This window comes from Nitrobacter sp. 62-23 (assembly GCF_001897285.1).
Taxonomy (GTDB): Bacteria; Pseudomonadota; Alphaproteobacteria; order Rhizobiales; family Xanthobacteraceae; genus Nitrobacter.
The window spans coordinates 56,735-80,886 of sequence record NZ_MKSM01000131.1; the positions used below are offsets into that span (position 1 = coordinate 56,735).

General features: G+C 62.5%; 18 protein-coding genes. 4 read left to right on the forward strand and 14 right to left on the reverse strand.

From position 1 onward, the window contains the following. The first annotated feature begins 271 nt into the window (after positions 1–271). Both ispH and hpnH read left to right on the forward strand, forming a co-directional pair. Positions 272–1,198 (forward strand): 4-hydroxy-3-methylbut-2-enyl diphosphate reductase, encoded by a 927-nt coding sequence (ispH, locus tag BGO16_RS15965; protein WP_292620008.1) that lies wholly within the window; start codon positions 272–274, stop codon positions 1,196–1,198. A gap of 43 nt (positions 1,199–1,241) precedes the next feature. Beyond that, complete coding sequence (gene hpnH / locus BGO16_RS15970) at positions 1,242–2,411, forward strand: adenosyl-hopene transferase HpnH (protein ID WP_292619986.1); 1,170 nt, start codon at positions 1,242–1,244, stop codon at positions 2,409–2,411. Between the two features lie 450 nt (positions 2,412–2,861). Here hpnH and BGO16_RS15975 read toward each other — a convergent pair whose 3' ends face one another. The 6 genes from BGO16_RS15975 to BGO16_RS16000 all read right to left on the reverse strand — a co-directional run bounded on the left by BGO16_RS15975 (position 2,862) and on the right by BGO16_RS16000 (position 8,953). Continuing rightward, on the reverse strand, positions 2,862–3,572 hold the full coding sequence (locus tag BGO16_RS15975; protein WP_292620009.1) for a phosphorylase: 711 nt from the start codon (positions 3,570–3,572) through the stop codon (positions 2,862–2,864). Positions 3,573–3,592: 20 nt separating this feature from the next. Then, positions 3,593–5,557: a squalene--hopene cyclase gene (gene shc, locus BGO16_RS15980; RefSeq protein ID WP_292620010.1), complete on the reverse strand. Its 1,965-nt coding sequence runs from the start codon at positions 5,555–5,557 to the stop codon at positions 3,593–3,595. Positions 5,558–5,570: 13 nt separating this feature from the next. After that, positions 5,571–6,824, reverse strand: a complete 1,254-nt coding sequence (hpnE, locus tag BGO16_RS15985) for a hydroxysqualene dehydroxylase HpnE (protein WP_292619987.1) — start codon at positions 6,822–6,824, stop codon at positions 5,571–5,573. Next, the gene (gene hpnD / locus BGO16_RS15990) at positions 6,824–7,660 is read right to left on the reverse strand and encodes a presqualene diphosphate synthase HpnD (RefSeq protein ID WP_292619988.1); all 837 of its coding nucleotides are present in this window, start codon (positions 7,658–7,660) and stop codon (positions 6,824–6,826) included. Before hpnD ends, hpnE begins: the two co-directional genes overlap by 1 nt. Further along, positions 7,657–8,529: a squalene synthase HpnC gene (gene hpnC, locus BGO16_RS15995; RefSeq protein ID WP_292619989.1), complete on the reverse strand. Its 873-nt coding sequence runs from the start codon at positions 8,527–8,529 to the stop codon at positions 7,657–7,659. Before hpnC ends, hpnD begins: the two co-directional genes overlap by 4 nt. Positions 8,530–8,719: 190 nt before the next feature. Continuing rightward, positions 8,720–8,953: a cysteine rich repeat-containing protein gene (locus BGO16_RS16000; RefSeq protein ID WP_292619990.1), complete on the reverse strand. Its 234-nt coding sequence runs from the start codon at positions 8,951–8,953 to the stop codon at positions 8,720–8,722. Positions 8,954–9,493: 540 nt separating this feature from the next. Between BGO16_RS16000 and BGO16_RS16005 the strand changes: the two genes are divergently transcribed. Continuing rightward, the gene (locus BGO16_RS16005) at positions 9,494–9,994 is read left to right on the forward strand and encodes a hypothetical protein (RefSeq protein ID WP_292619991.1); all 501 of its coding nucleotides are present in this window, start codon (positions 9,494–9,496) and stop codon (positions 9,992–9,994) included. An 89-nt stretch (positions 9,995–10,083) separates the two neighbouring features. Here the strand turns inward: BGO16_RS16005 and BGO16_RS16010 are convergent, their stop codons facing one another. The 4 genes from BGO16_RS16010 to ppc all read right to left on the reverse strand — a co-directional run bounded on the left by BGO16_RS16010 (position 10,084) and on the right by ppc (position 18,624). Further along, positions 10,084–12,456: an MMPL family transporter gene (locus BGO16_RS16010; RefSeq protein WP_292619992.1), complete on the reverse strand. Its 2,373-nt coding sequence runs from the start codon at positions 12,454–12,456 to the stop codon at positions 10,084–10,086. A 219-nt stretch (positions 12,457–12,675) separates the two neighbouring features. Continuing rightward, entirely contained in the window at positions 12,676–14,262 is a 1,587-nt protein-coding gene (locus BGO16_RS16015) for a B12-binding domain-containing radical SAM protein (RefSeq protein ID WP_292619993.1), read from the reverse strand. Positions 14,263–14,466: 204 nt separating this feature from the next. After that, complete coding sequence (locus BGO16_RS16020) at positions 14,467–15,816, reverse strand: amidase (RefSeq protein ID WP_292619995.1); 1,350 nt, start codon at positions 15,814–15,816, stop codon at positions 14,467–14,469. 33 nt (positions 15,817–15,849) lie between these two features. Beyond that, positions 15,850–18,624: a phosphoenolpyruvate carboxylase gene (gene ppc, locus BGO16_RS16025; RefSeq protein WP_292620011.1), complete on the reverse strand. Its 2,775-nt coding sequence runs from the start codon at positions 18,622–18,624 to the stop codon at positions 15,850–15,852. Between the two features lie 406 nt (positions 18,625–19,030). On the opposite strand from ppc, the gene BGO16_RS16030 reads away from it, so the two are divergent. Beyond that, a complete protein-coding gene (locus BGO16_RS16030; RefSeq protein WP_292619996.1) occupies positions 19,031–20,260 on the forward strand; it encodes a bifunctional alpha/beta hydrolase/OsmC family protein in 1,230 nt (409 codons plus the stop codon). Here BGO16_RS16030 and BGO16_RS16035 read toward each other — a convergent pair. The 4 genes from BGO16_RS16035 to BGO16_RS16050 all read right to left on the reverse strand — a co-directional run. Next, entirely contained in the window at positions 20,257–21,339 is a 1,083-nt protein-coding gene (locus BGO16_RS16035; RefSeq protein WP_292619997.1) for a YeeE/YedE family protein, read from the reverse strand. The two genes, BGO16_RS16030 and BGO16_RS16035, sit on opposite strands and share 4 nt — an antisense overlap. 108 nt (positions 21,340–21,447) lie before the next feature. Beyond that, complete coding sequence (locus tag BGO16_RS16040) at positions 21,448–21,693, reverse strand: DUF6489 family protein (protein ID WP_292619998.1); 246 nt, start codon at positions 21,691–21,693, stop codon at positions 21,448–21,450. 97 nt (positions 21,694–21,790) lie between these two features. Next, entirely contained in the window at positions 21,791–23,044 is a 1,254-nt protein-coding gene (locus tag BGO16_RS16045) for an FAD-dependent oxidoreductase (RefSeq protein WP_292619999.1), read from the reverse strand. Positions 23,045–23,322: 278 nt separating this feature from the next. Next, a partial coding sequence (locus BGO16_RS16050) for an efflux RND transporter permease subunit (RefSeq protein ID WP_292620000.1) occupies positions 23,323–24,152 on the reverse strand: 830 nt, incomplete at its 5' end.

The window sequence follows — 24,152 nt, forward strand, 5'->3', positions numbered from 1 at the left end:
ACAAAGTGACGAACAGGTGAGGGTTCCGGCCAAGACCTGTATCATAATACCTGAAGCGCGCATTTCGGCACGGTTGCGCCGGCTGACTCCCGCAGCTTTGCGGCGTCCTGCCTCTGTAGGCTGCGCAAGTCATGGCGAGTTCCCCGGATCACCCGTGAGATTAAACACCTGTGACTTTTCTTGATGACATATGTGATTTTAAGAAGAAAACGTTCGGACTATATGGAGTTAGATATCATGCATAAGGTGCAAATTGACTGACGTTCGCCCAATTGAAATCCTTCTGGCACAACCGCGCGGGTTCTGCGCAGGCGTCGTGCGCGCGATTGACATCGTGGAGCGCGCGCTGGAGAAGTATGGGCCGCCCGTCTACGTCCGCCACGAGATCGTACACAACAAATACGTGGTCGAGAGCCTCAAGAACAAAGGCGCAATCTTCGTCGAGGATCTGTCCGAGGTTCCGCCGAAAGCCGTCACCGTATTCAGTGCTCACGGCGTTGCGCGCAGCGTGGAAGAAGAGGCCGCCACGCGCGGTCTGCCCGTGCTCAACGCGACCTGTCCGCTCGTCAGCAAGGTCCACAACCAGGGCAAGCGCTACGTGTCCAAGGGACGGACCCTGATTCTGATCGGCCACGCCGGCCATCCCGAGGTCGAGGGAACCATGGGGCAGGTTCCCGGTCCCGTTTTTCTGGTCCAGGACGTCGACGACGTCGCGGCCCTGACCTTGCCCGCCGACACGCCGGTCGCCTACATCACGCAGACGACGCTCAGCGTCGACGACACCAGGGACATCATTTTCGCGCTCCAGCGACGTTTTACGGATATCCAGGGTCCCGATACACGGGATATCTGCTATGCAACACAAAACCGGCAATCTGCGGTAAGAGATCTCAGCAAGCTGGTGGATGTCATCCTTGTCGTCGGAGCAACCAACAGTTCGAACTCGAACCGGCTGCGCGAGATCGGCACCGAAGTCGGCGTTGCAAGTTATCTCATCTCCGACGGAAGCGAACTCAACGCGGAGTGGGTGAAGGACGCGAAAACCGTGGGCATCACCGCGGGCGCATCGGCGCCGGAAGTGCTTGTCGACGACGTCATCGAGGCCATGAGGCGCATAGCACCGGTGGCCGTCTCGGTGCTGCCGGGGCGCGAAGAAAACATCGAATTCCGGCTTCCATCTGAACTCACCTCAGCCTGATCCCTTCAAATTTCAGCTGGTAACACCAGAGAGAACACTTGTGATGGCAATACCATTTTTTAAGGAACTGAAGATCGGCGGTTATCTGATTAAGCAGAAGCTGAGGGGCCGCAAGCGCTATCCGCTCGTGCTGATGCTCGAGCCGCTGTTCCGCTGCAATCTCGCCTGCGCCGGATGCGGCAAGATCGACTATCCCGATGCGATCCTCAACCGCCGCATGACCGCCCAGGAATGCTGGGACGCGGCTGAGGAATGCGGGGCGCCGATGGTCGCCATCCCCGGCGGCGAGCCGCTGATCCACAAGGAGATCGGCGAGATCGTGCGCGGACTTGTCGCGCGCAAGAAGTTCGTCTCGCTCTGCACCAACGCGCTGCTCTTGGAGAAGAAGCTCGATCTGTTCGAGCCTTCGCCCTACCTGTTCTTTTCGGTCCATCTCGATGGCCTGAAGGAACACCACGACAAGTCGGTGTGTCAGGCGGGCGTGTTCGACCGCGCGGTCTCCGCGATCAAGGCGGCAAAGGCGCGCGGCTTCACCGTCAACGTCAACTGCACGGTGTTCGACGGCTATCCGGCCGAGGACATCGCGGCCTTCCTCGACTTCTGCGAGGAACTCGGCGTCGGCGTTTCGATCTCGCCCGGCTATGCCTATGAGCGCGCGCCGGATCAGGAACACTTCCTGAACCGGACCAAGACCAAGAAACTGTTCCGCGATGTGTTCGCGCTCGGCAAGGGCAAGAAGTGGAACTTCATGCACTCCGGCCTGTTCCTCGACTTTCTGGCCGGCAATCAGGAATATCATTGCACGCCGTGGGGGATGCCCGCGCGCAACATCTTCGGCTGGCAAAAGCCCTGCTACCTGCTCGGCGAGGGCTACACCAAGACATTCAAGGAGCTGATGGAGACCACCGATTGGGACTCCTACGGCACCGGCAAGTATGAAAAGTGCGCCAACTGCATGGCGCATTGCGGTTATGAGCCGACCGCGGCCACCGCCGCGCTGAACAATCCGCTCAAGACGATGTGGGTGGCGCTGCGCGGCGTCCGGACCACGGGTCCGATGGCGCCCGAGATAGACCTCTCCAAGCAGCGCCCGGCGCAGTATATTTTTGCCGAACAAGTGCAGAAGAAGCTGTCCGAGATCCGCAAGGACGAGGCCGCGGCTACCGCCGCCAAGCAAGCGGCCAAGGAGCAGAAGGCCTCCACCGCAGCTTGAGCGCGACGACCTGCGGGGGTCGACGCGTCAAAGGTGTCGCGTCACAGGTGCCTGATACGACAATGGCGCTGGAGATCGTCTCTCCGGCGCCATCATCTTTTTCAGAAACAAAAATGCAGAATCAGAGCCTTTCCACTTCTGATGGAATTTAAAGGCTTGGCTCTATGTTTTTGATTTGACGCGCTTCTTTGCGCAAACAGGCGGGTCAAGCCCGAGGACGTGCCTCGCTAAAAACGCGATAGAGTCTGTTTCAACTGCGTTGAATTAGACTCCTCGCTTATCTTTTTGTTTGAGCATCATCTTTTCCGAAAATGGTTTCCACTTTTCGGGATCATGCCTAGAGCCTTGCCGCTTCTGATGGAATCAGAAGCTGGCTCTATGATTTTGATTCAACACGTTTTCTCACGCGAACAGGCCCCTACTTCGGCCGAAAACGCTCTAGCGGCGCGATCAGATATCCGCCGGGACGAGGCTACCCCCGCCCAGCAGAAAGCCGCGGCAGCCTCGCAGCGAGCGCAGCGCGCGATTGAAGTCGATTCCGGTGGACACCAGCGCGCGCAGGCTCAGCGGATTTCGCGCAAGACCGCCAAGCACCTTCTTCAGGTCGATGTTGCCGTTCGGCTTGATGGCGCTGCGGGCAATCGCCGGTAGCGCGCGCGTCGCCGGATCGCTGATCACGCGCAAGGCGGCGAAAGGAAGCCCCGCTTCCGTGGCATAGGCGGCAGCGATGTGGCTTTCCATATCGACGGCCGACGCCCCGGTCGCGGCATGAAGCGCCGCTTTGCCGGCCTGCCCCACCACGACCTGCTCGACGCCGGCAAGCCCGGCGCGGACCACTTTCTGACCACCGAGGCCAGAGCCATCAATCAGTTCCTCACTGAGCGCGAGGCCGGCCTGCCAGCGCGACTCACCATCCACAACGTCCGTGGCGACCACGACATCTCCCGACTCCAGGGACGGATCGAGCCCGCCGGCGACACCGAAACTTATGACACCCCGAACCGTGGACGAATCAAAGCCCGCAAGAAGCGTGCGCAACTGCCGGGGATTGCTGCTGCTGCAAATGACGGTCATGCCAGGACCCGCAGCGATGCGGGCCTCCTGAACCAGACCGGTCACAATCAATACCGGCCGCGGGTCAAAGCCATCACCCGCGGTTATGTCGATCGCCGCCCCCAAATTCACATCCCGACCCCTACCACCTTGCTGTTCGTGCTTCTCAAATTCCGATACCGCGCCAGCGCCCAGAGCGGGAAGAATCTGGAGTAACCATGATACCGCAGGTAAAATACCCGTGGGAACCCCGTGGCCGTATAGCGCTGCTCGTCCCACAGTCCTTTTTTGGTCTGTGTGGCTATCAGGTACTTGATTCCCCTCTGCACAGCCAGATTTTCGACCTCTCCCGCGGCCATCAGGGCAAGCAGTGCCCAGGCCGTTTGCGAGGCCGTGGTCGGAGCGCTCTCGAACCCCTTGTAGTCGAGCCGGTAGCTGACGGCATCCTCGCCCCAGCCGCCATCGGCGTTCTGGATCGACACCAGCCAGTCCACCGCCTTGCGTATTGCAGGGTCCTCGCGATCGACGCCGGCGGCATTGAGCGCGCAGAGCGCCGACCAGGTGCCGTAGATGTAATTCAGGCCCCACCGGCCGTACCAGGATCCCTCCTTGAGCTGGGTCCGGCGCAGATAGTCGACCCCGGCCGCCATGACCGGGCTGCCCTGAACGGTCTCGCCGAGCTGCGCCAGCATCGAGACGCATCGCGCGGTGACGTCCTCGGTGGGCGGATCGAGCAGCGCCGCATGGTCGGAGAACGGAATGTTGTTGAGATAGTATTCGAGGTTGTCGGCATCGAACGCCGCGAAACCGCCGTCCCGGCTCTGCATGCCCTCGATCCACTCGCGGCCGCGCGCGATCGCCTCGTCGTATTTGTCGCTCTGGTCGTTGCGGCGCGCCCGATCCATTGCCATGACCACGACCGCCGTGTCGTCGAGATCGGGATAGTGGGCGTTGGCGTACTGGAACGCCCAGCCGCCAGGCCGAACGTCCGGACGTTTCACGGCCCAGTCGCCCTTGAGATCGAGTTCCTGCTTCGGCAGCAGCCAGTCGAGAGCCTTGCCGGCACTGGCCAGCGAGTCCGGCCCGCTCGCTTCGAGCAGCGCGTGAGCGGCAAGCGCAGTATCCCAGATCGGCGACACGCAGGGCTGGCAGTAGGCTTCCTCCTCGCCGATCACCAGAAGCTTGTCGATTCCGCGCCGCGTTATCGCGCGCGGCGGATGCTCGGGCGGAAACCCCAACGCATCATACATCATCACCGTGTTGACCATCGGCGGGAAGATCGCGCCGAGTCCGTCCTCGCCGTTGAGGCGCTCCTCGACGAAGGCGATCGCCTTGTCCATCGCGCGCGCGCGGAGCCGCCTGGGAAACAGCGGCTCGATCGTCCGCAAGATCCAGTCGATGCTGCTGAACAGCGCAAACCAGGCCGGGTTCTGATGCGGAGCCCTCTTCGGCATTCCGACCGTGGCCGGATCCTGAAGAAACAGTTCGCGGATACCAACGCCGCGCGGATTGCGCGCGCGCGGCTTCAGCGCCGCCAGCACCATCAGCGGCACCATAGTGGTGCGCGCCCAGTAGGAAATCTTGTTGAGATGGAACGGCGACCACATCGGCAGCAGCATGATCTCGACCGGCAGCACCGGAACGCTGCGCCATGTCAGCACGCCGAACAACGACAGCAGGAAGCGCGTGAAGACGTTCACGTTGGCCGCACCGCCACGTGACAGGATTGCTTCCCGCGCGCGCGCCATGTGCGGCGCATCGACGGAATCGCCGATCATCTTCAGGGCGAAGTAGGCTTTCACGCTGGCGCTCATGTCGAACGGACCGTCATGCACCAGCGGCCAGCCGCCGTGCGCGCCCTGAATGCGGCGGAGGTAGACCGCGATCTTGGCTTCCAGCGCCGCATCGACCGGCTCGCCGAGATAGTGCCGCAGCAAAACGTATTCGGACGGGATGGTCGCGTCGGCCTCAAGCTCGAACACGAAATGACCGTCCGCCTGCCTGAGATCGAGGAGACCGCGCGTGGCGGCGCCGATGCTGCTCCCGAGTGCGGCATCGTCGATCGGCGCGGCTGTGGCGTTCACGGAGTTCATGGCGGCTGATGTCTCAGGGTCCATGGTTTTTCAGGACGTGATCGGCGGCGCGGTTTCCGGAACGGACCGCCCCCTCGATGGTGGCGGGCAACCCCGTATCAGTCCAGTCACCGGCAAGAAACAGATTTTTCCACTCCGTCTGCGTTCCCGGACGCAGCGCATTCTGCTCGGGCGAAGCCTCGAACGTGGCGCGGCGCTCGCGCACGATCTGCCAGGCCGGCATCGCGGCTTCGATGCCGGCGACCGCGCAGATGTCCTTCCAGATCGCCCGCGCCAGGTCCTCGCGCGGCATGTCCACCAGCCGGTCGCCACCGCTGATCGTAATCGAGAGGCGGTCCGGAAACGCGAACAGCCATTCGATCAGGCCATTCACGACGCCGGTCATCGGTGGAAGATGTGACGGCGGAACGAAGCGGAAGTGCGCGTTGACGATAGCGCGGAATTTCGTCGGTACGCTCACGCCGGGCAGCAGCGCGGCCGCGGACCGCGGCGGCACCGCCATGACGACGGCATCATCCGGGCCAAGCGCGACGGTCTGATCGCCAAGCGCGAGCGCGGTGACCTGACCGTTCGCCAGGGTGAACTGCCGCACTTCATGGCCGACGTCGACGCTGCCGCCCCTGGCGCGAATGTAATCGACCGCTGGCTCGATCAGCACCCGGCTCAGCCCGTCGCGCGCGATGAGCGGACGGCACGCCTGACCACCCGCCAGCAAGGTTTCGCGAACGATTGCCCCGGCGAGACCGGCCGATCCGTTGGGCGGCTCGATATTGAGCGCCGCAAGCAGCAGCGGCAGCACCAGCCGCCTGTAAAGCACGCCCTCGCATTTGATGACGTCGCCGACGCGGGTGCGGCTATTAGCCCAGGCCAGCGGCGCAAGCGCAAAGTAATCGGCGGGTGAGGTGTCGGGCACCCGACGGGCGGGATCGAACACCCAGAACGGCACCCGCCCGTCGTTGATCCGCAGCTTCCAACGCTTATTGACGCCAAGATCGATAAACTCGAATTCAGCCTTCGGCGGCCCCTGCAAGCCGGCTTCAGTGCCGATCCTGCGCGCATAGGCCAGCACGCTCCGATTGCCGGACAGAACCAGATGGTTACCGTTATCGATCGTGAGATTGGTCGCGCCGTCGAAATAGGAGCGGCAACGCCCGCCGACCTGTTGCGTTGCCTCATGCACGCGAACCAGACAGCCGGCGTCAGCCAAACGCACGGCTGCCGAAAGACCGGAAATGCCGGCGCCGATGATGTGAACGGTCCTTTGCATCAGATCAACGCATACCGGAGGACGATAGCGATCTTCGCCGCCTGGCTCAGGTGAACCGGCGAGCGCGGAAGCTGAAAACCGCGATGCTCAAGCAGCTCCAGAATGGCGTGATAATATCTCGACATGATGCGGGGCGCGCGCACGGCCCGGCGCGGGTTGCGATTCATGATCTCGTCCGCTTCGACGAAATGCGCCCGCGCCCGCGTCACCAGCGGCGCGCAGACCTCCGGCAACGCCGGATTTGAAATCACGGCCGCCGGATCGCAACTGTCGATGCCGCCGTCGAGCAGGCCCTCCCGCGGCAGGTACAGCCGCCCCAGCGCCGCATCCTCATCGACATCGCGCAGGATATTGGTCAGTTGCAGCGCGCGGCCGAGATGATGCGAGAGCAAAACGCCGTCCTGCTCGGGAAGCCCGAACACTCGGACCGATAGCCGGCCGACCGCGCTCGCGACCCGATCGCAATACAGGTCGAGCGTGGCCTCGTCAGGCGCGCGGATATCCGCGAGCACATCCATTTCCATGCCGTCGATGACGGCGAGAAAATCCTCGCGCCGCAGCTCGAATGCGCTGACGGAGGCCGCATAGTCGCGCAACCGCTCCGGCGCATGCCCTTGATAGAGCGCGTCGATGTCGTCGCGCCATTGTTGGAGCGCGGCCCGCCGTTCCGGCCGTGGGCTATCGGAATCGGCGATGTCGTCGACATAGCGGCAGAACGTGTAGATCTGGAACATGGCTTCGCGTTGCGCGCGCGGCAGGATGCGCATCGCCGCGTAGAACGAGCTGCTGGCCGCAGTCGCCCCGGAACTTGCATCGGCTGTCGTTTCGATCGTCATGCGCCAGCCGCCGGGGTCGGGCGCCGCCGGACCGAGCGCCGAAGCATCTCCGCGGTGATTCCGGCGACACTATAGCCAAGCAATTGCAACGGCTTCAGATGAACCGTCTCGCTCAAGGGGTCGCGCACCTTCAACAGGGCCACGATCCGGTCGGCGAACATCTGGATGACCCCGACTTCAAGCCCGAGCCGGATATCCTTGATTTCCGCCGCGAGCGGCCGCCCCTCATGGAGCAGCGCTTCGGTTCGCGCGGCCAGGGCGTGCAGGCATTGCAAAAGCGCGGGCGTTGCCTTGTCGCCGCCGAGCATCTCGACCGACGCGCCGGACGCGGCCAGCGCATCGCGCGGCAGGTAGACGCGGTTCAGATTCCTGTAGTCCTTGCCGCAGTCCTGAAGATGGTTGTTGATCTGCAGCCCGGCGCACAGCGCATCGGACGCGGCCCAGGTCGACGTGCTCTCGCCGTGGACGTCGAGCATGAACCGTCCGACCGGCATCGCCGAATAACGGCAATAGTCGATCACGTCGTCCCAGGTCTCATAGCGCAGCTTTGTGACATCCATCCGGAACGCCTTCAGCACGTCGATCGCGTGGCGCGGCGGCATCGCACGTTGCGCCAGCGCATTGCGAAGATTGACGGCTTCAGGCTGCGTGTCCCCCTGCCCCAGGAGTTCGCTCTCGAACAGATCGAGCCAGGCGAGTTTGTCCTTTTCGCAGAGTTCGGCGTGATCGGCGATGTCGTCCGCGGTCCGCACGAAATTGTAGAAGGCGAGAATGAGCGCCCGGTGACGCGGGTGAATGATCCACGACGCGACAGGAAAATTCTCGTCGCGGTGGGTCTTTCCGGATCGCAACTGGTTCGCGGCAGGCATCGGGACTGGCTACGCTGATCTGGATTGCAAATTGGTCTCCCGCCAATTCCAGAAAACCGGACAGGCGGGATTGCTCGCGAACCCATATAGGGGAAACCGCCAGCTAAACCAATGCTATCTTTCGCCTTTTAGCCATAACCCATCAGCGCCGCCGGCGGCCGGAAACGAGTTGTCTGCTTTCCGGAGCGCTTTACTGGCCGTGGTTCAGCAGAACTTGGTTGCATGCCTTCGTCAGCTTCGGACGGTTCTCCTGCAGACAGGCCAGGACGGTGAAATCGCCCTGATCCATCACCTTGCGGCAGAAACGACTGACGTCCCGAGAGCAAGCGCGCTGTTCCGCTTCGGTCCCCCCGTGCTGGGACTGTGCCATCGTTACGGTCGAGCCGAATGTCAACAGAGCGAATGACAGAAAAATTTTAGACATCGTATTCCTTCATTACAACGGCAGAAAATTCGATCCTGTACACGCCCGGGCGTATCCAGATGACCGGTCTTTCAAACGGCGGAGAGTTCGCCCGTATCGATACCCATACTAGAAAAGATCGCAAGGGCGCATGCGGCTACTCCATCAATCGGACACGACATACGCCGGTCGCGGCCCGACATATGCGCGATTTCAAAAGCACTGTGAAATGCGGCTAAATTTGCGGCGGCGGCGCGTTACCGCAACCTGCCCCACAGCTTTTCAGATAACCATATCTAACACGCTGAAATATATCGACTAAAGTACAACCAGAGAATCGACCACATATTCATGCGGCCAATCCGCCATGGCGTCCTCCTGTGAGGGCTCATATCTGCGAATATCGGGCCGCGCGGCCGCCATCGATGCAGATAACCGGCAGAACATCGGCTATGCTACCGCGCTTGAACATCGCGCGCCAAGGCGACACCTAGAACTTTGGCGCGGCAAGAGGTCATGACACGAGGTCATGGGCCGAGCACCTTTTTATGGAAACCGAATATGAAACTGTTCGCCTCCAGGCTGATCCGGAAGTCGACGATTGCAGCCGGCCTTATTGCAGGCCTCACCCTGTCCGCATCGGCGAGCTTCGCCCAGAGCGCTCCCTTTGCCGGCTTCGCAGGGAACTGGTCGGGCAAAGGCACAGTGACGCTGGCTGACGGATCGAAAGAAAACATTCGCTGCAAGGCGTCCTACAGAGTGGATCGCGCGGACAGAGCCTTGAAACAAAGCCTGCGTTGCGCCAGCGACAGCTACCAGTTCGATCTCTCCAGCGACGTGGTCAGCGAAGGCACCCGACTGACCGGGAACTGGAGCGAAGCCAGCCGCAATCTGTTCGGCTCCGTGCACGGCCGTGTCAGCGGCGGCGAGATTGAGGTGTTCGTCGAAGCTCCCGGCTTCGCCGCCAACCTAACGGCGCGCACCCGCGGCAACCGGCAATCGGTATCGATCACGTCAAAGGGCGAAGTCAGGAACGTTTCCATCACCATGGCGCGGAACTGACCATTAAACGTTACGTCGGAGCGGGATGAGGAAAAGCCGCGGGGAAGCGGTTTTCCGCCGCATCCCGCTTACGCGGCTGCCGATACCGCTTATTTCGTCGTCGGGTTCGCCTGACCACCGCCCCCGCGCAGCCGCTCGGCAAAGGTGATCAGCCACATCGCCGTCGGCCGCAGGATCAGGAAGTCCGCGACCAGGGCTGCGACCATGGCGAAGGCGCTGAGCCAGCCGAACAGTCGCAGCGACGGCAGATCGGAGAACACCGTCACCACCAGGCCACACGCCAGCACCACCGTGGTCAGGATCAGCGCCGGTCCCATCAGCACCGTCGCGCGCTCGACCGCCTCCCCCGCACTGACGCCCGGCTTGCTCTCGGATCGCAGGCGATTGAGGAAGTGGATCGTCGCGCTGAGCCCGAGGCCGAATGAAACCGTGAGCGCCACCACGCTCGCGAACTGCAGCCCCTCCCCGAGCGCCCACAGCACCGTGCCGGATAGCACGACCGGAAAAATCCCCGGCAGGATGCAGGCGAACATCACGACCACCGACCGGAACGCGAGCCCGATAAACACCGCGACCAGCACAAACTCGATCGTCAGACCGTGGTTGAGCTTCTCGATCATGCTCGCGCTGTTGCGCGCGGCGATGGCAGACAGGCCGGTGACCGCAATTTCATAACCGGGATGCGCGTGTCTGACCGCGTCCATGGCGTGGTCGAGCTTGTCCACCACCGGCAGAATCTGGCTCGAATCGCGGTCGGGCACGCGGCCGGACACCACGACCGCCCTCTGGTCTTTAGAAATAAAGCGGCGCACCAGATGCTTGGGGAGAAGGTCGACATATTCCTTGAGCGTCGCCACGTCGTCGGTGTGGGCTTTCTCCGCAAGCCAGCGGCGCAGGGTTTCCAGCGACCAGACGTTGCCGACGCCGGCCTGCTCCTCGACCAGCTTGTGAACCTCTGCGATTACGGCAAGCGTCTGCGGCGAATACAGCGTCTCGTCCTTGGGGAATTCGATCAGGACATCGATCGGGTTGGCGCCGGTAAGCTTCGCATCAAGACGGCCGCTCGCCGCCACCGCCTGCTGCTTGTCGGGGACCTGATCAGCGAGCCGGTAGCGCGGTTCGAGGTTGGCGTAGAACACCGCCAGCCCGCCAACCACCAGCAGGGCAAGCAGGCTGAAGAAGCCGGGATGGCCCACCATTCGCACCGCGATCCAGGCGCAGAAGCGGCGCAGCGCCTGCACGCCCCAATCAGCCTTTTTGAACTTCTCCGCGAAACGTCGTTCGTCCCGCACCAGCAGGACCCCGAACACCGGCACCAGCAACAGCACCGCGAGCAGCGCGATGATCGTCGCCAGCAAACCGGCCTCGCCGAAACTGCGAATCAGGTCCGAGTTCGAGAACTGCAAGGCGATAAAGGAAATTCCCGCGGTCGCATGGGTCAGCACGCAGGCCGGACCGACCACGAGGACCGCGTTTCGGAAGGCGGAATACTTGTCTTCGCCGGCGATCAGGCGGTCGCGCGCCGCGAACGTCAACTGCATCGAATCGGAAAAGCTGATGACCATGATGAGCGGCGTCATCACGTTGAGGAACATGTTGAGGCTGAAATTGGCCCAGCCCAGCACCCCGAGCGCCAGCAGAATTGCAAGCAGCGGCGGAAACGCCGCGACGACCATGAAGGATACCTTGCGGAAGAACAGGATGGCGATCAGGCAACCCGCCAGAATGCCAGCGACGTTGTAGATGATCCCGTCGCGCTCCACCGCGTTGCGGATTTCGAGCTGCATGACCGGCACGCCGGAAAGCTCTCTGGTGAGTTTGGTACCAGCGAGATCGTCGTTCATCACCTGGCGGATCTGGCCGATGGTGGTGCTCAGCCCGCTGCTTTCGACGATCGAAGGCTGCAGCGACAGCACGACCAGCGCCAGCGTGCCGTCCTCGGACAGCAGTTTGCCGCGAATGATCTCATTGGATTTCACGGTTTCGATGAATTTGTCGTAGTCGGCGCCCTGCGGCAATTCGGGCGGAAACAGCGCCGCCGGCAGCTTACCGGGTTCGGGCGCCTGGCGCGCCGAGAACAGCGAGATCAGACCGCGGACGCCGTCGACCAGTTGCAGGTCGGTGACCATATCGCGCAGCTTTTCAAGATTATCGCGTTCGAGCAGCGTCTTGCCTTCAACCACGACCAGCACGTCGAACTCCGTCGACGGGAAGCGCTTGGTCACTTCCTCGTATTGACGAAACTCCCGGGTGTCGGAGCGGAACAACTGGCTGAGCGAATCGTCGATCTTGATACGCTGGATTCCGAACACCGCGCCGATGACCAAGGCGAGCAGAATGATGCAGGACAGAATCGGCGCGCGGACCCCAATCAGGCCGATCCGCTCGAGTCCGAAGGCGATGCTGTGCGACCGCGCAGCCGGAGCGGTCACATCGGCAGCATCACGGTTTCGCTCAAGCATGCGCTTGTCCCTGTCTTGGCATCATGGTCCAGCGGAGTGAACTTGATATTGGAGCGAGCCCGAAAATCCGGCTGGCTGCTCGCTTTAACCCTTGACCGCACGCATAAATTTCGGCGCAAGGTTTAGCGGTTTCCCGGGTGGACTACAAGCAAGGGCAATCGCCGCATGGGCCCTTCCGCCGGGTGCATCCCGTCCGGGGCCGCCCACTGTAATCCTGGTCTATTCCGCGGGAACAGAGGCTTCCCGCAACTTCAGCGAATAATAGGAGGCGTTGGTTTTACCGCGCGAGGCGGAGCGCGCGAACACGATGAGGTGATGGGCGACCAGGATCGAGCTGATGAGATACTCGATCTCGCCACGCGCCAGCCGGCGCAGCGCGAATTTCCAGAATATACGCTTGTAGTCGCCGCGCACCCCGACCCTCCAGAAGATGTTGCGCAGCATGGTCAGGCCTAGCTTGATATTCCGCCATGACCTCTGCTGGGGCGTCCGCGGTTGGACCCGCTTCGGATAGGTTTTTCGGATCTGGTACTCGTAGCGTTCCAGAACTTTCTCGGGTTGATAGGCGCGGCCCATGCAGTCGCGCCAGGTTTCCACGACGTGGTCGTAAGGCAGGCGGAAATCGACGTTGGAATCGCGGCCCTCATCCTCGATCAGCCGATTCTCGCGCGCGAGGCGATCCCACAGCGGCGTCTTCGGCAGTGCCTGCAGGAGATTGATCGTCAGGAGCGGTATCTGCGACTGGTCGATGAAATCGAGCAGGTGCTGCCCGGTCTCGGGCTTGTCGGTATCGAGCCCGAGGATGATCCCGGACACCACCTCCATGCCGTACTCGTTCAGCGTCCTGATCGCTTCCATGATGGGGACCATCATGTTGTGATCCTTGTGCATCGCTTTCAGCGCCACCGGATCCGGCGTCTCGATTCCGCAGAAGATGGTCGCGAAGAAAGCTTCGCGCATTTGTGACAGGATCTCCGGACGCTTGGCGATATTCAGCGTCGCCTCGCAGGAGAAGCGCAGCACATAGCCGGTCTTCTTTTGCCATGCGATCAGGTGCGGCAAAAGGTCCAGCGCGGCCTTGCGGTTGCCGATGAAATTGTCGTCGACGAAATAGACCGAGCCGCTGATGCCGCACTCCAGCAGCTTGTCGAGCTCGCGGGTGATCTGTTCGGGAGTTTTGAGACGCGGATTGCGGCCGTAAAGACCGGGAATGTCGCAGAACTCGCACTGATAAGGACAGCCGCTGGAATACTGGATGCTGCCAAGGAAATAATGTTTGATATCGGCCAGTTCGTAAGCGGGGATCGGAAACTTGTCCATGGCCAGCCGGTCGGCGGTCTTGAGCACAAGCTGGTGATCCGGCCGCGACGGATCACGCGCCAGGCGTCGGATCAATTCGTCGGTGGCATCGCCGAGTTCACCGACGTGAAGATAATCAAACGACGGATAGTAGTCGGGGCATGCGCTGACCGAGGGGCCGCCGAGCACGACCGGCAGATCGAAAGCGTGAGCGCGGCGGCAGATATCGTTCATCTGCTGGCGCTGGATGTGCATGCCGCTGACCAGCACGGCTTCGGCCCATTCGAAATCCTCGTCCGTGGCTGCGCGAATGTTCTCGTCGATGAAACGGACTTTCCAGTCGGCAGGCAGATAGGCTGCGATCAGCAGAAGTCCCTGCGGCGGCATGAAGGCCTGCACGCCGGCGGTCAGGGGATAGGCATGCTCAAACGTGCCGAACGACGACGTATAGCGGGGAAAGACGCAAAGAATGCGCCGAATGCCGTATTGTTGTCCCGCGCTCCTCATCGCACCTCCCCGTTGTGCAAATGTGGAAACCCCTACTAACCTCCGACGCTTGCAATGGTTCCGGATCACGCGAGAACGGTTTCAGAGATCCATTTTCGGTGATCAGACTATTGCCTTACTTTTTGATCGAGCATGATCTCATCGAAAATCGACTCCCGAATCAAGTCGAGGGGCGCGCGCGCAGGCCTTTTTGGGATTATGCTCTTAAGCGCGGATCATCGGTTCGATACTCGCCGCGATCTCGAAAATCCGGCGATCCGAGCCGCCGGCCGCGGCCAGCATCAAGCCCACCGGCGCCTCGCCCTCGCGATGACAGGGAAGCGAGATCGCGCAGCCATCGACGGTGTTGATCAGCGCGCAGTTGCGCAGCGACAGCATGTTGGCTCTCGTGTAGGCCGCATCCCCAGCAAGATCGGCGATCACCGGCGGCGTCATCGCCACCGTCGGCGCGACCAGCGCATCATATGGCGCGACGCGGCGCTCGAAGCCTGTAATGATCGCGCGGCGCATGGCGAGGAGATCGACATAATCGGCGGCGCTGAGGCTTTCGCCGCGCCGGATGCGGCTGATGACGCGGGGATCGTAAAGGTCCGCCTTTTTTGCGATCAGCGCGCGGTGCCAGGCCCAGCTTTCCGCCGCCGAAAATCCGCCGCCGACATTCAGCGATGCGATATCGGCGAATTCGGGGACGGCCATGCGTTCGATTAAGACGCCAGCGCCGGCCAGCCGATCCAGCGCGCGCTCGAACGCGCGGGCGACCGCGCTGTCCAAATCGTCCAGCATCACCGTTGTCGGCACCGCGAGACGCAGGCCTTTTGCCGGGCGCGGCGCAACCGGCACGATCGCTTCATTCGCCAGCACCGCATCCATCACCGCGCAGCAGCCGACCGAGCGCGCGATCGGCCCGTAGCTGTCCAGCGTGACCGACAGCGGAAGCCCGCCCTCGAGCGGAATCCGGCGCGCGGTCGGCTTGTAGCCCACGATGCCGCAATAGGCCGCCGGAATCCGGCACGAGCCGCCGGTGTCGGTGCCGAGTGCGCCATGCGCCATGCCGTCCGTGACCGACACCGCCGCGCCCGACGACGATCCGCCCGGCACGTGGCCGACGTCGCGCCGCCAGGGATTTTTCGGCGTGCCGTAATGCGGATTGATGCCGAGTCCCGAATAGGCGAATTCGGTCATGTTGGTGCGCCCGATCACCACGAACCCAGCGCGGCGCAGGCGCGCCACGACCGGGGCATCGCTCGCTGCCGGTGGTCTATCGTCGAGCGTACGGGAGCCGGCGCGCGACACCTGCCCCTTGATGTCGAACAGGTCCTTGATCGAAACCGGAATGCCGGCGAACGGTGACGGCGCGGCGTTGATCTCGCGCAATCTGTCCATGGCCTCGGCGGCGGCAATCGCGTCCTCCGCATCGACATGGATGAACACCCGCGCGCCCTCGCCCGCTTTGTCGGCGATTTTCGCAAGGCAGTCATCGACGAGCTTGCGCGCCGAGGTGCGCCCCGCCGCGAGATCGGCGGCGAGCGAAGCCAGGGTCGGATGGTCGGACATTGACGAACCCTCGCGAAACGGAGCGATCATGGCTTAACCGCTATTGCGCAGGCCCGCGGAAATTCCGTTGATGGTGAGCTGGATGGCGCGCAGCACCTGCTCGTCGCTGCTCTGCGCGCGATGGTCTTTCAACAATTCAACCTGCACATGGTTGAGCGGGTCGAGATAGGGAAAGCGGTTGCGGATCGAACGTTCAAGCAGCGGATTGCCGGCGAGCAGCCGCTCCTGCCCCATGATGATGAGCAGCATGTCGATGGTGAGATGCCACTCGCGGCGAATGCGTCCGAAGATGGTCGCGCGCAGCGTCGCATCAGGCACCAGATCGGCATAGCGCGACGCGATCGCGATCGAGCTTTTCGCGAGCACCATATCCATGTTGGAAAGAAGCATGCGGAAGAATGGCCACTCGCGATAAAGCTCCTGCAAAAACGCCATGCCCTTGTCGGGATGATCCGCTATCCAGGATTCCACCGCGCTGCCGAACCCGTACCAGCCCGGCAGCATCAGCCTACATTGCGCCCAGCTGAATACCCACGGGATTGCCCGGAGGTCCTCGATCCTGCGCGTCTTCTTGCGCGAGGCCGGCCGGCTGCCGATGTTCAAGGTCGAGATCTCGTTGATGACGGTGGAGGCCCAGAAATAGTCCTCAAAACCTGGCGTCTCGTAGACGAGATTGCGATAGGCCGCGAAGGCGCGTGACGAGAGCGACTCCATGGCGTCCAGATATTCAAGGCTCGGCGCGCTCTGCCGCGGCTGCAACAGGCTCGCCTCCAGCGTCGCGGCAGCAAGGATTTCCAGATTGTTGCGGCCGACCTCGGCGTTGGAATATTTGCTGGAGATGATTTCGCCCTGTTCGGTGATCCTGATCTGGCCGTTCACGGCGCCGCCGGGCTGGGCGAGGATGGCATCGTAGCTCGGGCCACCGCCGCGCCCGACCGAACCGCCGCGACCGTGAAACAGGCGCAACCGCACATGGTGGCGCTCGAATACTTCGACGAGGCCGATCTCGGCTTTGTAAAGCTCCCAACCGGACGTGACAAAGCCGCCGTCCTTGTTGCTGTCGGAATAGCCGAGCATCACCTCCTGCAGGCCTCCGCGACTGTCCACCAGCGCCCGATATTCCGGAAGCGACAGCAGCCGGTCCATGATGCCGGCGCAGGCCTGCAGAGCCTCGATGGTCTCAAACAGCGGCACGATGTTGATGGCGCTGTGGCCGGTAGGGTCGATGAGATCGGCTTCCTTGAGCAGCAATGCGACCTCGAGCAGGTCGGAAACACCTTCGCTCATCGAGATGATGCATTGAGGGATCGCGGCGGGACCGAACATTTCGTGCGCCTCCGCCGCGGCATGGAACACCGCGAGTTCGCTTCGTGTCTCCTCGCTGTATGTGATGAAGGGGGACGTCAGCGGTCGCGCGCTGCGCAGTTCCCGCAACAGCACGACGATCCGCGCCTCCTCATCCAGGTCCAGATAGGAGGTGCCTGGCGCAGCGGCGTCAACCAGTTCAGCGATGGTGCGCTCGTGAACGGTGGAGTTCTGCCGCAGGTCGAGACAGGCCAGATGAAAACCGAAGCAGTCGGCCGCGCGGCGCAGATGGCGCAGGCGCCCCCGCGCGATCACCTCGGATTTATTCTGGGTCAGCGAGCGATGGAGAACATCGAGATCGGTGCTGAATTCGGCGGCGCTCTCATAGGGCGGGGAATTGCCGTATCGCGGGCGCAGCGTGTCCGCCTTTAGCTTCACGGCCGTGGCCGACAGCCGCGCGTAGATGCCTGATATCGCGAGGCGGTAAGGCTCGCCGCGGCGATGGGGCGAGGTGTCGGCCGATCGTTCGGCGAGAGCGCGCAGTTCGGGGGAGATACCTGTGAGATCGGCGGCCAGCGACAGTTCGCGGCCGAGTTCGTGCAGCTCGTCAAGGTAGTAGCGCAGGATCCGCGAGGCTTGCATCCGCAGGGTGCCGCGCATCACATCCGCCGTCACGAACGGATTGCCGTCGCGGTCGCCGCCGATCCAGCTTCCGATCCGCAGGAACGACGCCATTTCGCCCGAGGCGTCTTCGCCGGAAGCGTCCTGCAAGCGGTCTTCCAGCACGCAATGCAATCGTGGCACCTCGCGCAGGAAAGTGTAGTCGTAGAACGAAAGCCCGTTGGCGACCTCGTCGAGCACCGTGAGCTTGGTCCGTCGCAACAGATTGGTTTGCCACAGCGTCAGCACCGCGCGGCGCAACTGTTCCTCGCTGGCCTCGAATTCCCCAGGGGTGAGCTGCATCCGCTCGCGCCGGTCGAGTAACGCCGCGACCTCCATCTCGCGGTCGATGGTGCTCTTGCGACGAACCTCGGTCGGGTGGGCGGTCAGCACCGGGCTGACCAGCGCGCCGTCGAAGAACTCCCGCAATTCGGCGCCGCTGAACCCAGCCTCGCGCGCGCAGGCCAGCGTATGCGCCAGCCTGCCCTCGTGCCGAACCCCGTCCGCGAGCGTCTGGCTACGCATCTGGCGGATGTTGTTCTGATCCTCGGCGATGTTGGCAAGATGCGAGAAATAGCTGAAGGCGCGGACGACAAGCACGGTCTCGTCCGTCGACATGCCGTCGAGGATGGTCTCCAGTTCGCGACGCGCCGGCTTGTCGTCGTCACGATGAAAGCGGATCGAGGTCTGGCGGATGCGTTCGACCAGATCGAACACGGCTTCTCCTTCCTGATCGCGCACGGTATCGCCGAGAATGCGTCCGAGCAGCCGGATGTCGTCGCGCAGCCGCGCATCGAGCGCGGCGGCGTCAGACTCTGGCTGGCTAACGCGAGGTAACGGCATCGTCAGACTGGACATACCCTGCTCCTGAAAGTCCGGACCTTTCAGTCGCAATTTTCTTGCTGCGACGCAAGAAACCATGGCCCACCAATGCACAAAAGATGAGCACCCGCACCGGGCAATCGGGGGATTTTCGTTGTTTTTTGCGCAGGAGGACCCAGGACTGCAACCGACGCTGTTCACGCCGCTCAGGCCGCGTGGATGCGTAGCCCATTTTCGTTTGCAGATTTCCCCGGCACGACAAGTATTTACATAATAAACGGGTTATCTTTGCATTTGCTAAGATACGAAATACCGACGGGCCCGGACACTCGCTCTTTTGGGAGTGACGCGCCGGGCAAGCTCCTCGCGGCCACATAGGCTGCATGGCGACCATTGTGAGCCAAAAAGCCCGACAAGGAGGACCAGCGTGCCCAACGAGCGTTTGCAATTTTCCGGGTCGGACGGTTCCGAACTTGCAGCCGCACTGGATCTGCCCAACGGCGAACCGGCAGCCTACGCGCTGTTCGCGCATTGCTTCACCTGCGGCAAGGACGTGCTCGCGGCAAGGCGCATCGCTGCGGCACTGACGACGCATGGAATAGCGGTCCTGCGATTCGATTTCACCGGACTTGGCGCCAGCGAAGGAGAATTCGCCAACAGCACGTTTTCCTCCAACGTCACCGATATCGTTCTGGCGGCCGATCATTTGCGCCGGACCCGCACGGCGCCGGCTATCCTGATCGGCCATAGCCTTGGCGGCGCGGCAATCCTCGCGGCAGCGGCCAGGATTCCCGAAGCGAAAGCGGTGGCGACGATCGCAGCGCCCTCCGATCCGGCCCACGTCACGCATCTGTTCGCCGATCGCCTCGCAGACATCCGCGCACACGGCTCGGTCGAGGTCTCCCTCGCCGGCCGCCCATTCCATATCAAACGGGAATTCCTCGACGATATCGCCGAACACAACCTGATGGAAAAGGTTGCAGAGTTGCGAAAGGCGCTATTGATCCTGCATTCGCCGACTGACGACATTGTCGGAATCGACAACGCCACCCGTATTTTCGTCGCCGCAAAACATCCCAAGAGCTTCATATCGCTTTCGGGAGCCGACCATCTGTTGAGCCGGAAAAGCGACGCCGATTACGTCGCCGACGTGATCGCCGCCTGGGCGCAACGCTATCTCGAAGCGGCACCGAGCAGCCAGACCGAGGATTCGGGTTCGCCTAGCGTCGTCGTTCGAGAAACCCGCCGCGGCAAATTCCAGCAGACCGTGACCGTCGGTCCGCACCGGCTGACCGCCGACGAACCCAGCGCCGCCGGCGGCGACGATACCGGACCCGGTCCGTACGATTTCCTGCTCGCAGCACTCGGGGCCTGCACGTCTATGACGCTGCGATTGTATGCCGACCGCAAGGCGCTGCCGCTCGATCGCGTCGCCGTGACGCTTCGGCACGGCAGAATATATGCAGAGGACTGCACCGAGTGCGAAACCAAAACCGGCATGATCGACCGGATCGAACGCGAGATCACGATGGATGGAGCACTCGATCCGGAGCAACGCGGGAAGCTGATGGACATCGCCGACAAATGTCCGGTTCACCGGACGTTGACGTCGGAAGTCCGCATCGTAACACGCGCGTCGGAAGCGGAAGGATTTTAGTGAGCCGGCGAAGCCGAATCCCGCGAAGGCGCGCGTCCATCGACGCGGAGCGGTCCACGCAAACCGATTGCAGCGCCGGCGACGATTCCGGTGATTGCCACAAACGACGCCAGCGCCAGCGTCGAAACACCGGTCAGGCCCTGTCCGACCGAACATCCATAGGCCATCGCCCCGCCCGAGCCCATGAACGCTGCACCGGTGACTGAACGCAGCATGTGACGCGGCGAGTTGTAGGCCTCAAGGTGAAAACGGCGCGTCGCTAGCGCGGTGATGAGGCTTCCGAGCACGACTCCCGGCACCAGCGCAACGCCGAAGTTCATCGTCAACCCGGTCGACAGCATCACGTATTGCACGGTATCGGCGACCGGAGCGACGAAAGTGATCGAGGTGACCGGAACCGGATTGAAATCGTCGGCGCCGAGATACCCGGTCGCATACCATCCGCCAGCAACGAGGAGACCGATGATGAGGCCAGCAGCGATCTGGCCAGCGGAGCGCCGGAATGGCGCATGCGAGAACGCGAAAATTATCAGCGCACCACTCACGATCGCCCCCGCCAGCGCGCGAGCGAAGGTTTCACCGAGACCGAACGTTCCCGCCAGGGCCGGCAGCGAGTTGAAATTCGGAGTGGATTGGCTGGCTTGCAGCATGGCGATACGCGCCGGCGCGATCAGGCCTTTCAAGGTCATCTGCGCGGCGATGCCGAGAACGATCACCACCACCAGCGAACGCAAATTGCCGCGCCCCAGCAGAATCAGCGCGCGCGATCCGCAACCGTTCGACAGCACCATGCCGTAACCGAAAATGATTCCTCCGGCGAACATCAGGGCCGCCGAAAACGAGGGCTGCAGATAGATCGATTTGCCCAGATCGACGAAGCCCCCGCCGGCGAGCAGTTGCGTGGCGGCGACCGCAACGCCTGTCGCCAGCGCGTAGGTGCGGACCAGCCGTCCATCGCCCTGCCCCCAATATCCGCGCAAGCTGCTCATCAGACAGAAGCCGCTGAGCAGGCCAATCGCGCCGAAAGCGAGGCCGATCAGAAAGCCGGCATAAACGGTGACGTGGGAATCAGGCGACACGACATGTCCTTCTCAGTCCGACGTCATAATATGGGGTGCGGCAGCGACATCAAGCAGGCGGAGGCCGATGGGTTAGAGTCGGTGTGGAGGCGATGCCCCCACGGCGGTCTACTTTTTGCCCTTTGTTCCAGCTCCAAGGCCGGACATGCTGGCGAACATGTCCTGAAAGCGCTCCGCCATCTTCGGATCAAACCAGTTCTGCAGAATTGCCTCCGGCGAAAACTTGTCGATGTTCTCCGCCATTTTCTGCTGGAGTTTGTCCATCATGGCGTTCTGCATCGGCTGAACGTCCGGAAGCCCCATAAACTGGCGGGCCTCGACCGGCGTACACTCGATCTCGATATTCACTTTCATGGCACGCTCCTGCATCGGCCCCGATATTTGCGAACAGTATCGCCGCGAGAATGCCTGCGGCGCAAGCAATCATCACGCCGCGCAAGCCGCAAATAGTTCAGCCAAAGCGTCCCGGAGAAAAAGGCTTTGGATCGGCCAGCGGCTCCTCGCCTGTCATCATCTCTGCGAGCAAACGGCCCGTTACCGGCCCGAGCGTCAGGCCATGATGCTGGTGTCCGAAGTCGAACCACAATCCGGCGTGGCGGGCCGCCTTTCCGATCACCGGCAGCATATCGGGCATGCACGGGCGTCGTCCCATCCACGGCGCCGCATCGATCGCCTGGCCCAGCGGAAACAGCTTGCGCGCGATAGGGAGCGTTCGCTCGATCTGCACGGGCGACGGCGGCGCATCGCGGCGGGCGAATTCAGCGCCGGTCGTCAGGCGGATGCCGCGATTCATCGGCGCCAGCAGATAACCGCGATCCGAATCGAGAACGGGATGATTGAGCACTGCGTTGCCGCGCGGCGCCAGATGCAGGTGATAGCCGCGCTTGATGCCGAGCGGCATATCATAACCAAGAGGCCGGAAAACGTCATCCGACCATGGTCCGAGCGCGATCACCGCTTCGCGCCCGGCCAACGCTCCGTTCGGGCCGTCGACACGCCACGCGGCATCTCGCCGGGTCAGCGTCCGCGCGTCGGCCTCGATGAAACGGCCGCCGCGGCGCACGAATAACGCCGCATAGGCTTTCGTCAGCGCGCCCGGATCCGGAACGAAGCCCGGCGCGGGCCAGTGAATGGCGCCGGCGAACGTTCCCGACAGGTCGGGCTCGCGTGCCGCAATTTCATGATTATCAAGAACCTCGGCTTCGACCCCGTAGCGGCGTGCACGCTCGAGATCGGCGACGCCTTTGTCGAGTGTCGCATTGGAGCGGAACAGCTTGATCCATCCTGTCCTGCGCAACAGGTGCGGCACACCCGCCTCGGCGATCAGCGCTTCATGCTCGACAAGGCTGCGGCTGATCAGCGGCAACGCGGCCATCGCGCTGCGAAACGCCCGCTCCGGTGAAGACGCCAGAGCATACCGAAGCAGCCACGGCAAAAACGCCGGCAAATCACGAAAGCGATAATGCGCTTCCGCGGACCGGTTCAGCGCATAACGCAGAACCTGACGCAAATCGTAGGGAAACACGTAAGGGAAAACGGATGCGCATTCGATTAGGCCGGCGTTCCCGTAACTCGTCTCCTCGCCCGCGCCCTCATGACGGTCGACAAGAATGACATCCCGCCCTCGTTTCTGGAGATGCAGGGCGGCGGAAACACCGACAATTCCCGCACCCAGCACCAGAACATCGGCCTTGACCGCCGCCACCCGACTCTCCGAAGCAAAATCGCACGGCCACGCCGAACGCTATCGTTACTATTTAAGCATCGCCGTTCGGCGACGCAAACCGGCCGGCAATGGCGGGCCGGTGTTCGACTCGTTCGGAAATGCCGCTGACGCCCATGCCAATCCCGGCAACATTGAGGAGAGCGAAGGCAAAGCATGCGCATGGGCAATGACGGCTTTCGGGCCCGTCGCCGAAAGCCATGATCAGATATCGCGATTCCGGTTCGACGTCCCGTCCGTTCGATATGCCGTCGCGTCCGCTATGCCCGGTGCAACGCATTCGAGTCCGCATCGAATTCCGCAATCTCCTTGTTGCGCTCCGACGCCATGGCAGCCAGGTGATCGGTCGCGATCGCCACGTAAACGGCCGGAAGCACGAACAGGGTGAACAGCGTTCCGATCATCATGCCCGACACGACGACCAGACCGATCGAAAACCGGCTCGCCGCTCCCGCGCCCGACGCCATGAGCAGCGGCAGCAGGCCGGTGACCATCGCAGCGGTCGTCATCAGGATCGGACGCAGCCTGACCCGCGCCGCCATCTCGATGGCCGAGCGTTTGTCCAGGCGTTCGTTGAGCTGCAACTCGTTGGCGAATTCGACCATCAAAATGCCGTGCTTGCTGATGAGGCCGATCAGCGTCAGCAGGCCCACCTGCGTATAGATGTTGATGGTCGCAACCCCGAAGAACAGAGGGATCAGCGCGCCCGAGATCGCCATCGGCACGCTGATCATGATGACGAGCGGATCGCGCAGGCTCTCGAACTGCGCCGCCAGCACCAGGAAGATGATGATAAGGGCAAAGCCGAAAGCGATCGCGAGCTGATTGCCTTCAGTCACGTATTGACGTGCATCGGCGAGATAATCGTGGCTGAAACCCTTCGGCAGCTTCCTCGCCTGCTGCTCGAGAAAGTCCACCGCCTGGCCCACCGTCACGCCTGGCATCGGCACGGCCTGGAAGGTCGCCGCGTTGAGCTGGTTGTAGTGCGTCAGCGCGTTGGGGTCGGTTTCGGTCTTGATCGTCACCAGCGTGGACAGCGGAATCTGCTGGCCGGTATTGCTCGGCACATAGTAGCCGTCGAGCGATTCCG

Excerpts from the sequence above, each read along its gene's own strand:
- hpnH (WP_292619986.1), top strand. The coding sequence starts at position 1,242 with ATGGCAATACCATTTTTTAAGGAACTGAAGATCGGCGGTTATCTGATT.
- BGO16_RS16005 (WP_292619991.1), top strand. The coding sequence starts at position 9,494 with ATGAAACTGTTCGCCTCCAGGCTGATCCGGAAGTCGACGATTGCAGCC.
- BGO16_RS16010 (WP_292619992.1), bottom strand. The coding sequence starts at position 12,456 with ATGCTTGAGCGAAACCGTGATGCTGCCGATGTGACCGCTCCGGCTGCG.
- BGO16_RS16040 (WP_292619998.1), bottom strand. The coding sequence starts at position 21,693 with ATGAAAGTGAATATCGAGATCGAGTGTACGCCGGTCGAGGCCCGCCAG.
- hpnC (WP_292619989.1), bottom strand. The coding sequence starts at position 8,529 with ATGCCTGCCGCGAACCAGTTGCGATCCGGAAAGACCCACCGCGACGAG.
- BGO16_RS16020 (WP_292619995.1), bottom strand. The coding sequence starts at position 15,816 with ATGTCCGACCATCCGACCCTGGCTTCGCTCGCCGCCGATCTCGCGGCG.
- shc (WP_292620010.1), bottom strand. The coding sequence starts at position 5,557 with ATGAACTCCGTGAACGCCACAGCCGCGCCGATCGACGATGCCGCACTC.
- hpnD (WP_292619988.1), bottom strand. The coding sequence starts at position 7,660 with ATGACGATCGAAACGACAGCCGATGCAAGTTCCGGGGCGACTGCGGCC.
- BGO16_RS16015 (WP_292619993.1), bottom strand. The coding sequence starts at position 14,262 with ATGAGGAGCGCGGGACAACAATACGGCATTCGGCGCATTCTTTGCGTC.
- ppc (WP_292620011.1), bottom strand. The coding sequence starts at position 18,624 with ATGCCGTTACCTCGCGTTAGCCAGCCAGAGTCTGACGCCGCCGCGCTC.
- hpnE (WP_292619987.1), bottom strand. The coding sequence starts at position 6,824 with ATGCAAAGGACCGTTCACATCATCGGCGCCGGCATTTCCGGTCTTTCG.
- BGO16_RS16000 (WP_292619990.1), bottom strand. The coding sequence starts at position 8,953 with ATGTCTAAAATTTTTCTGTCATTCGCTCTGTTGACATTCGGCTCGACC.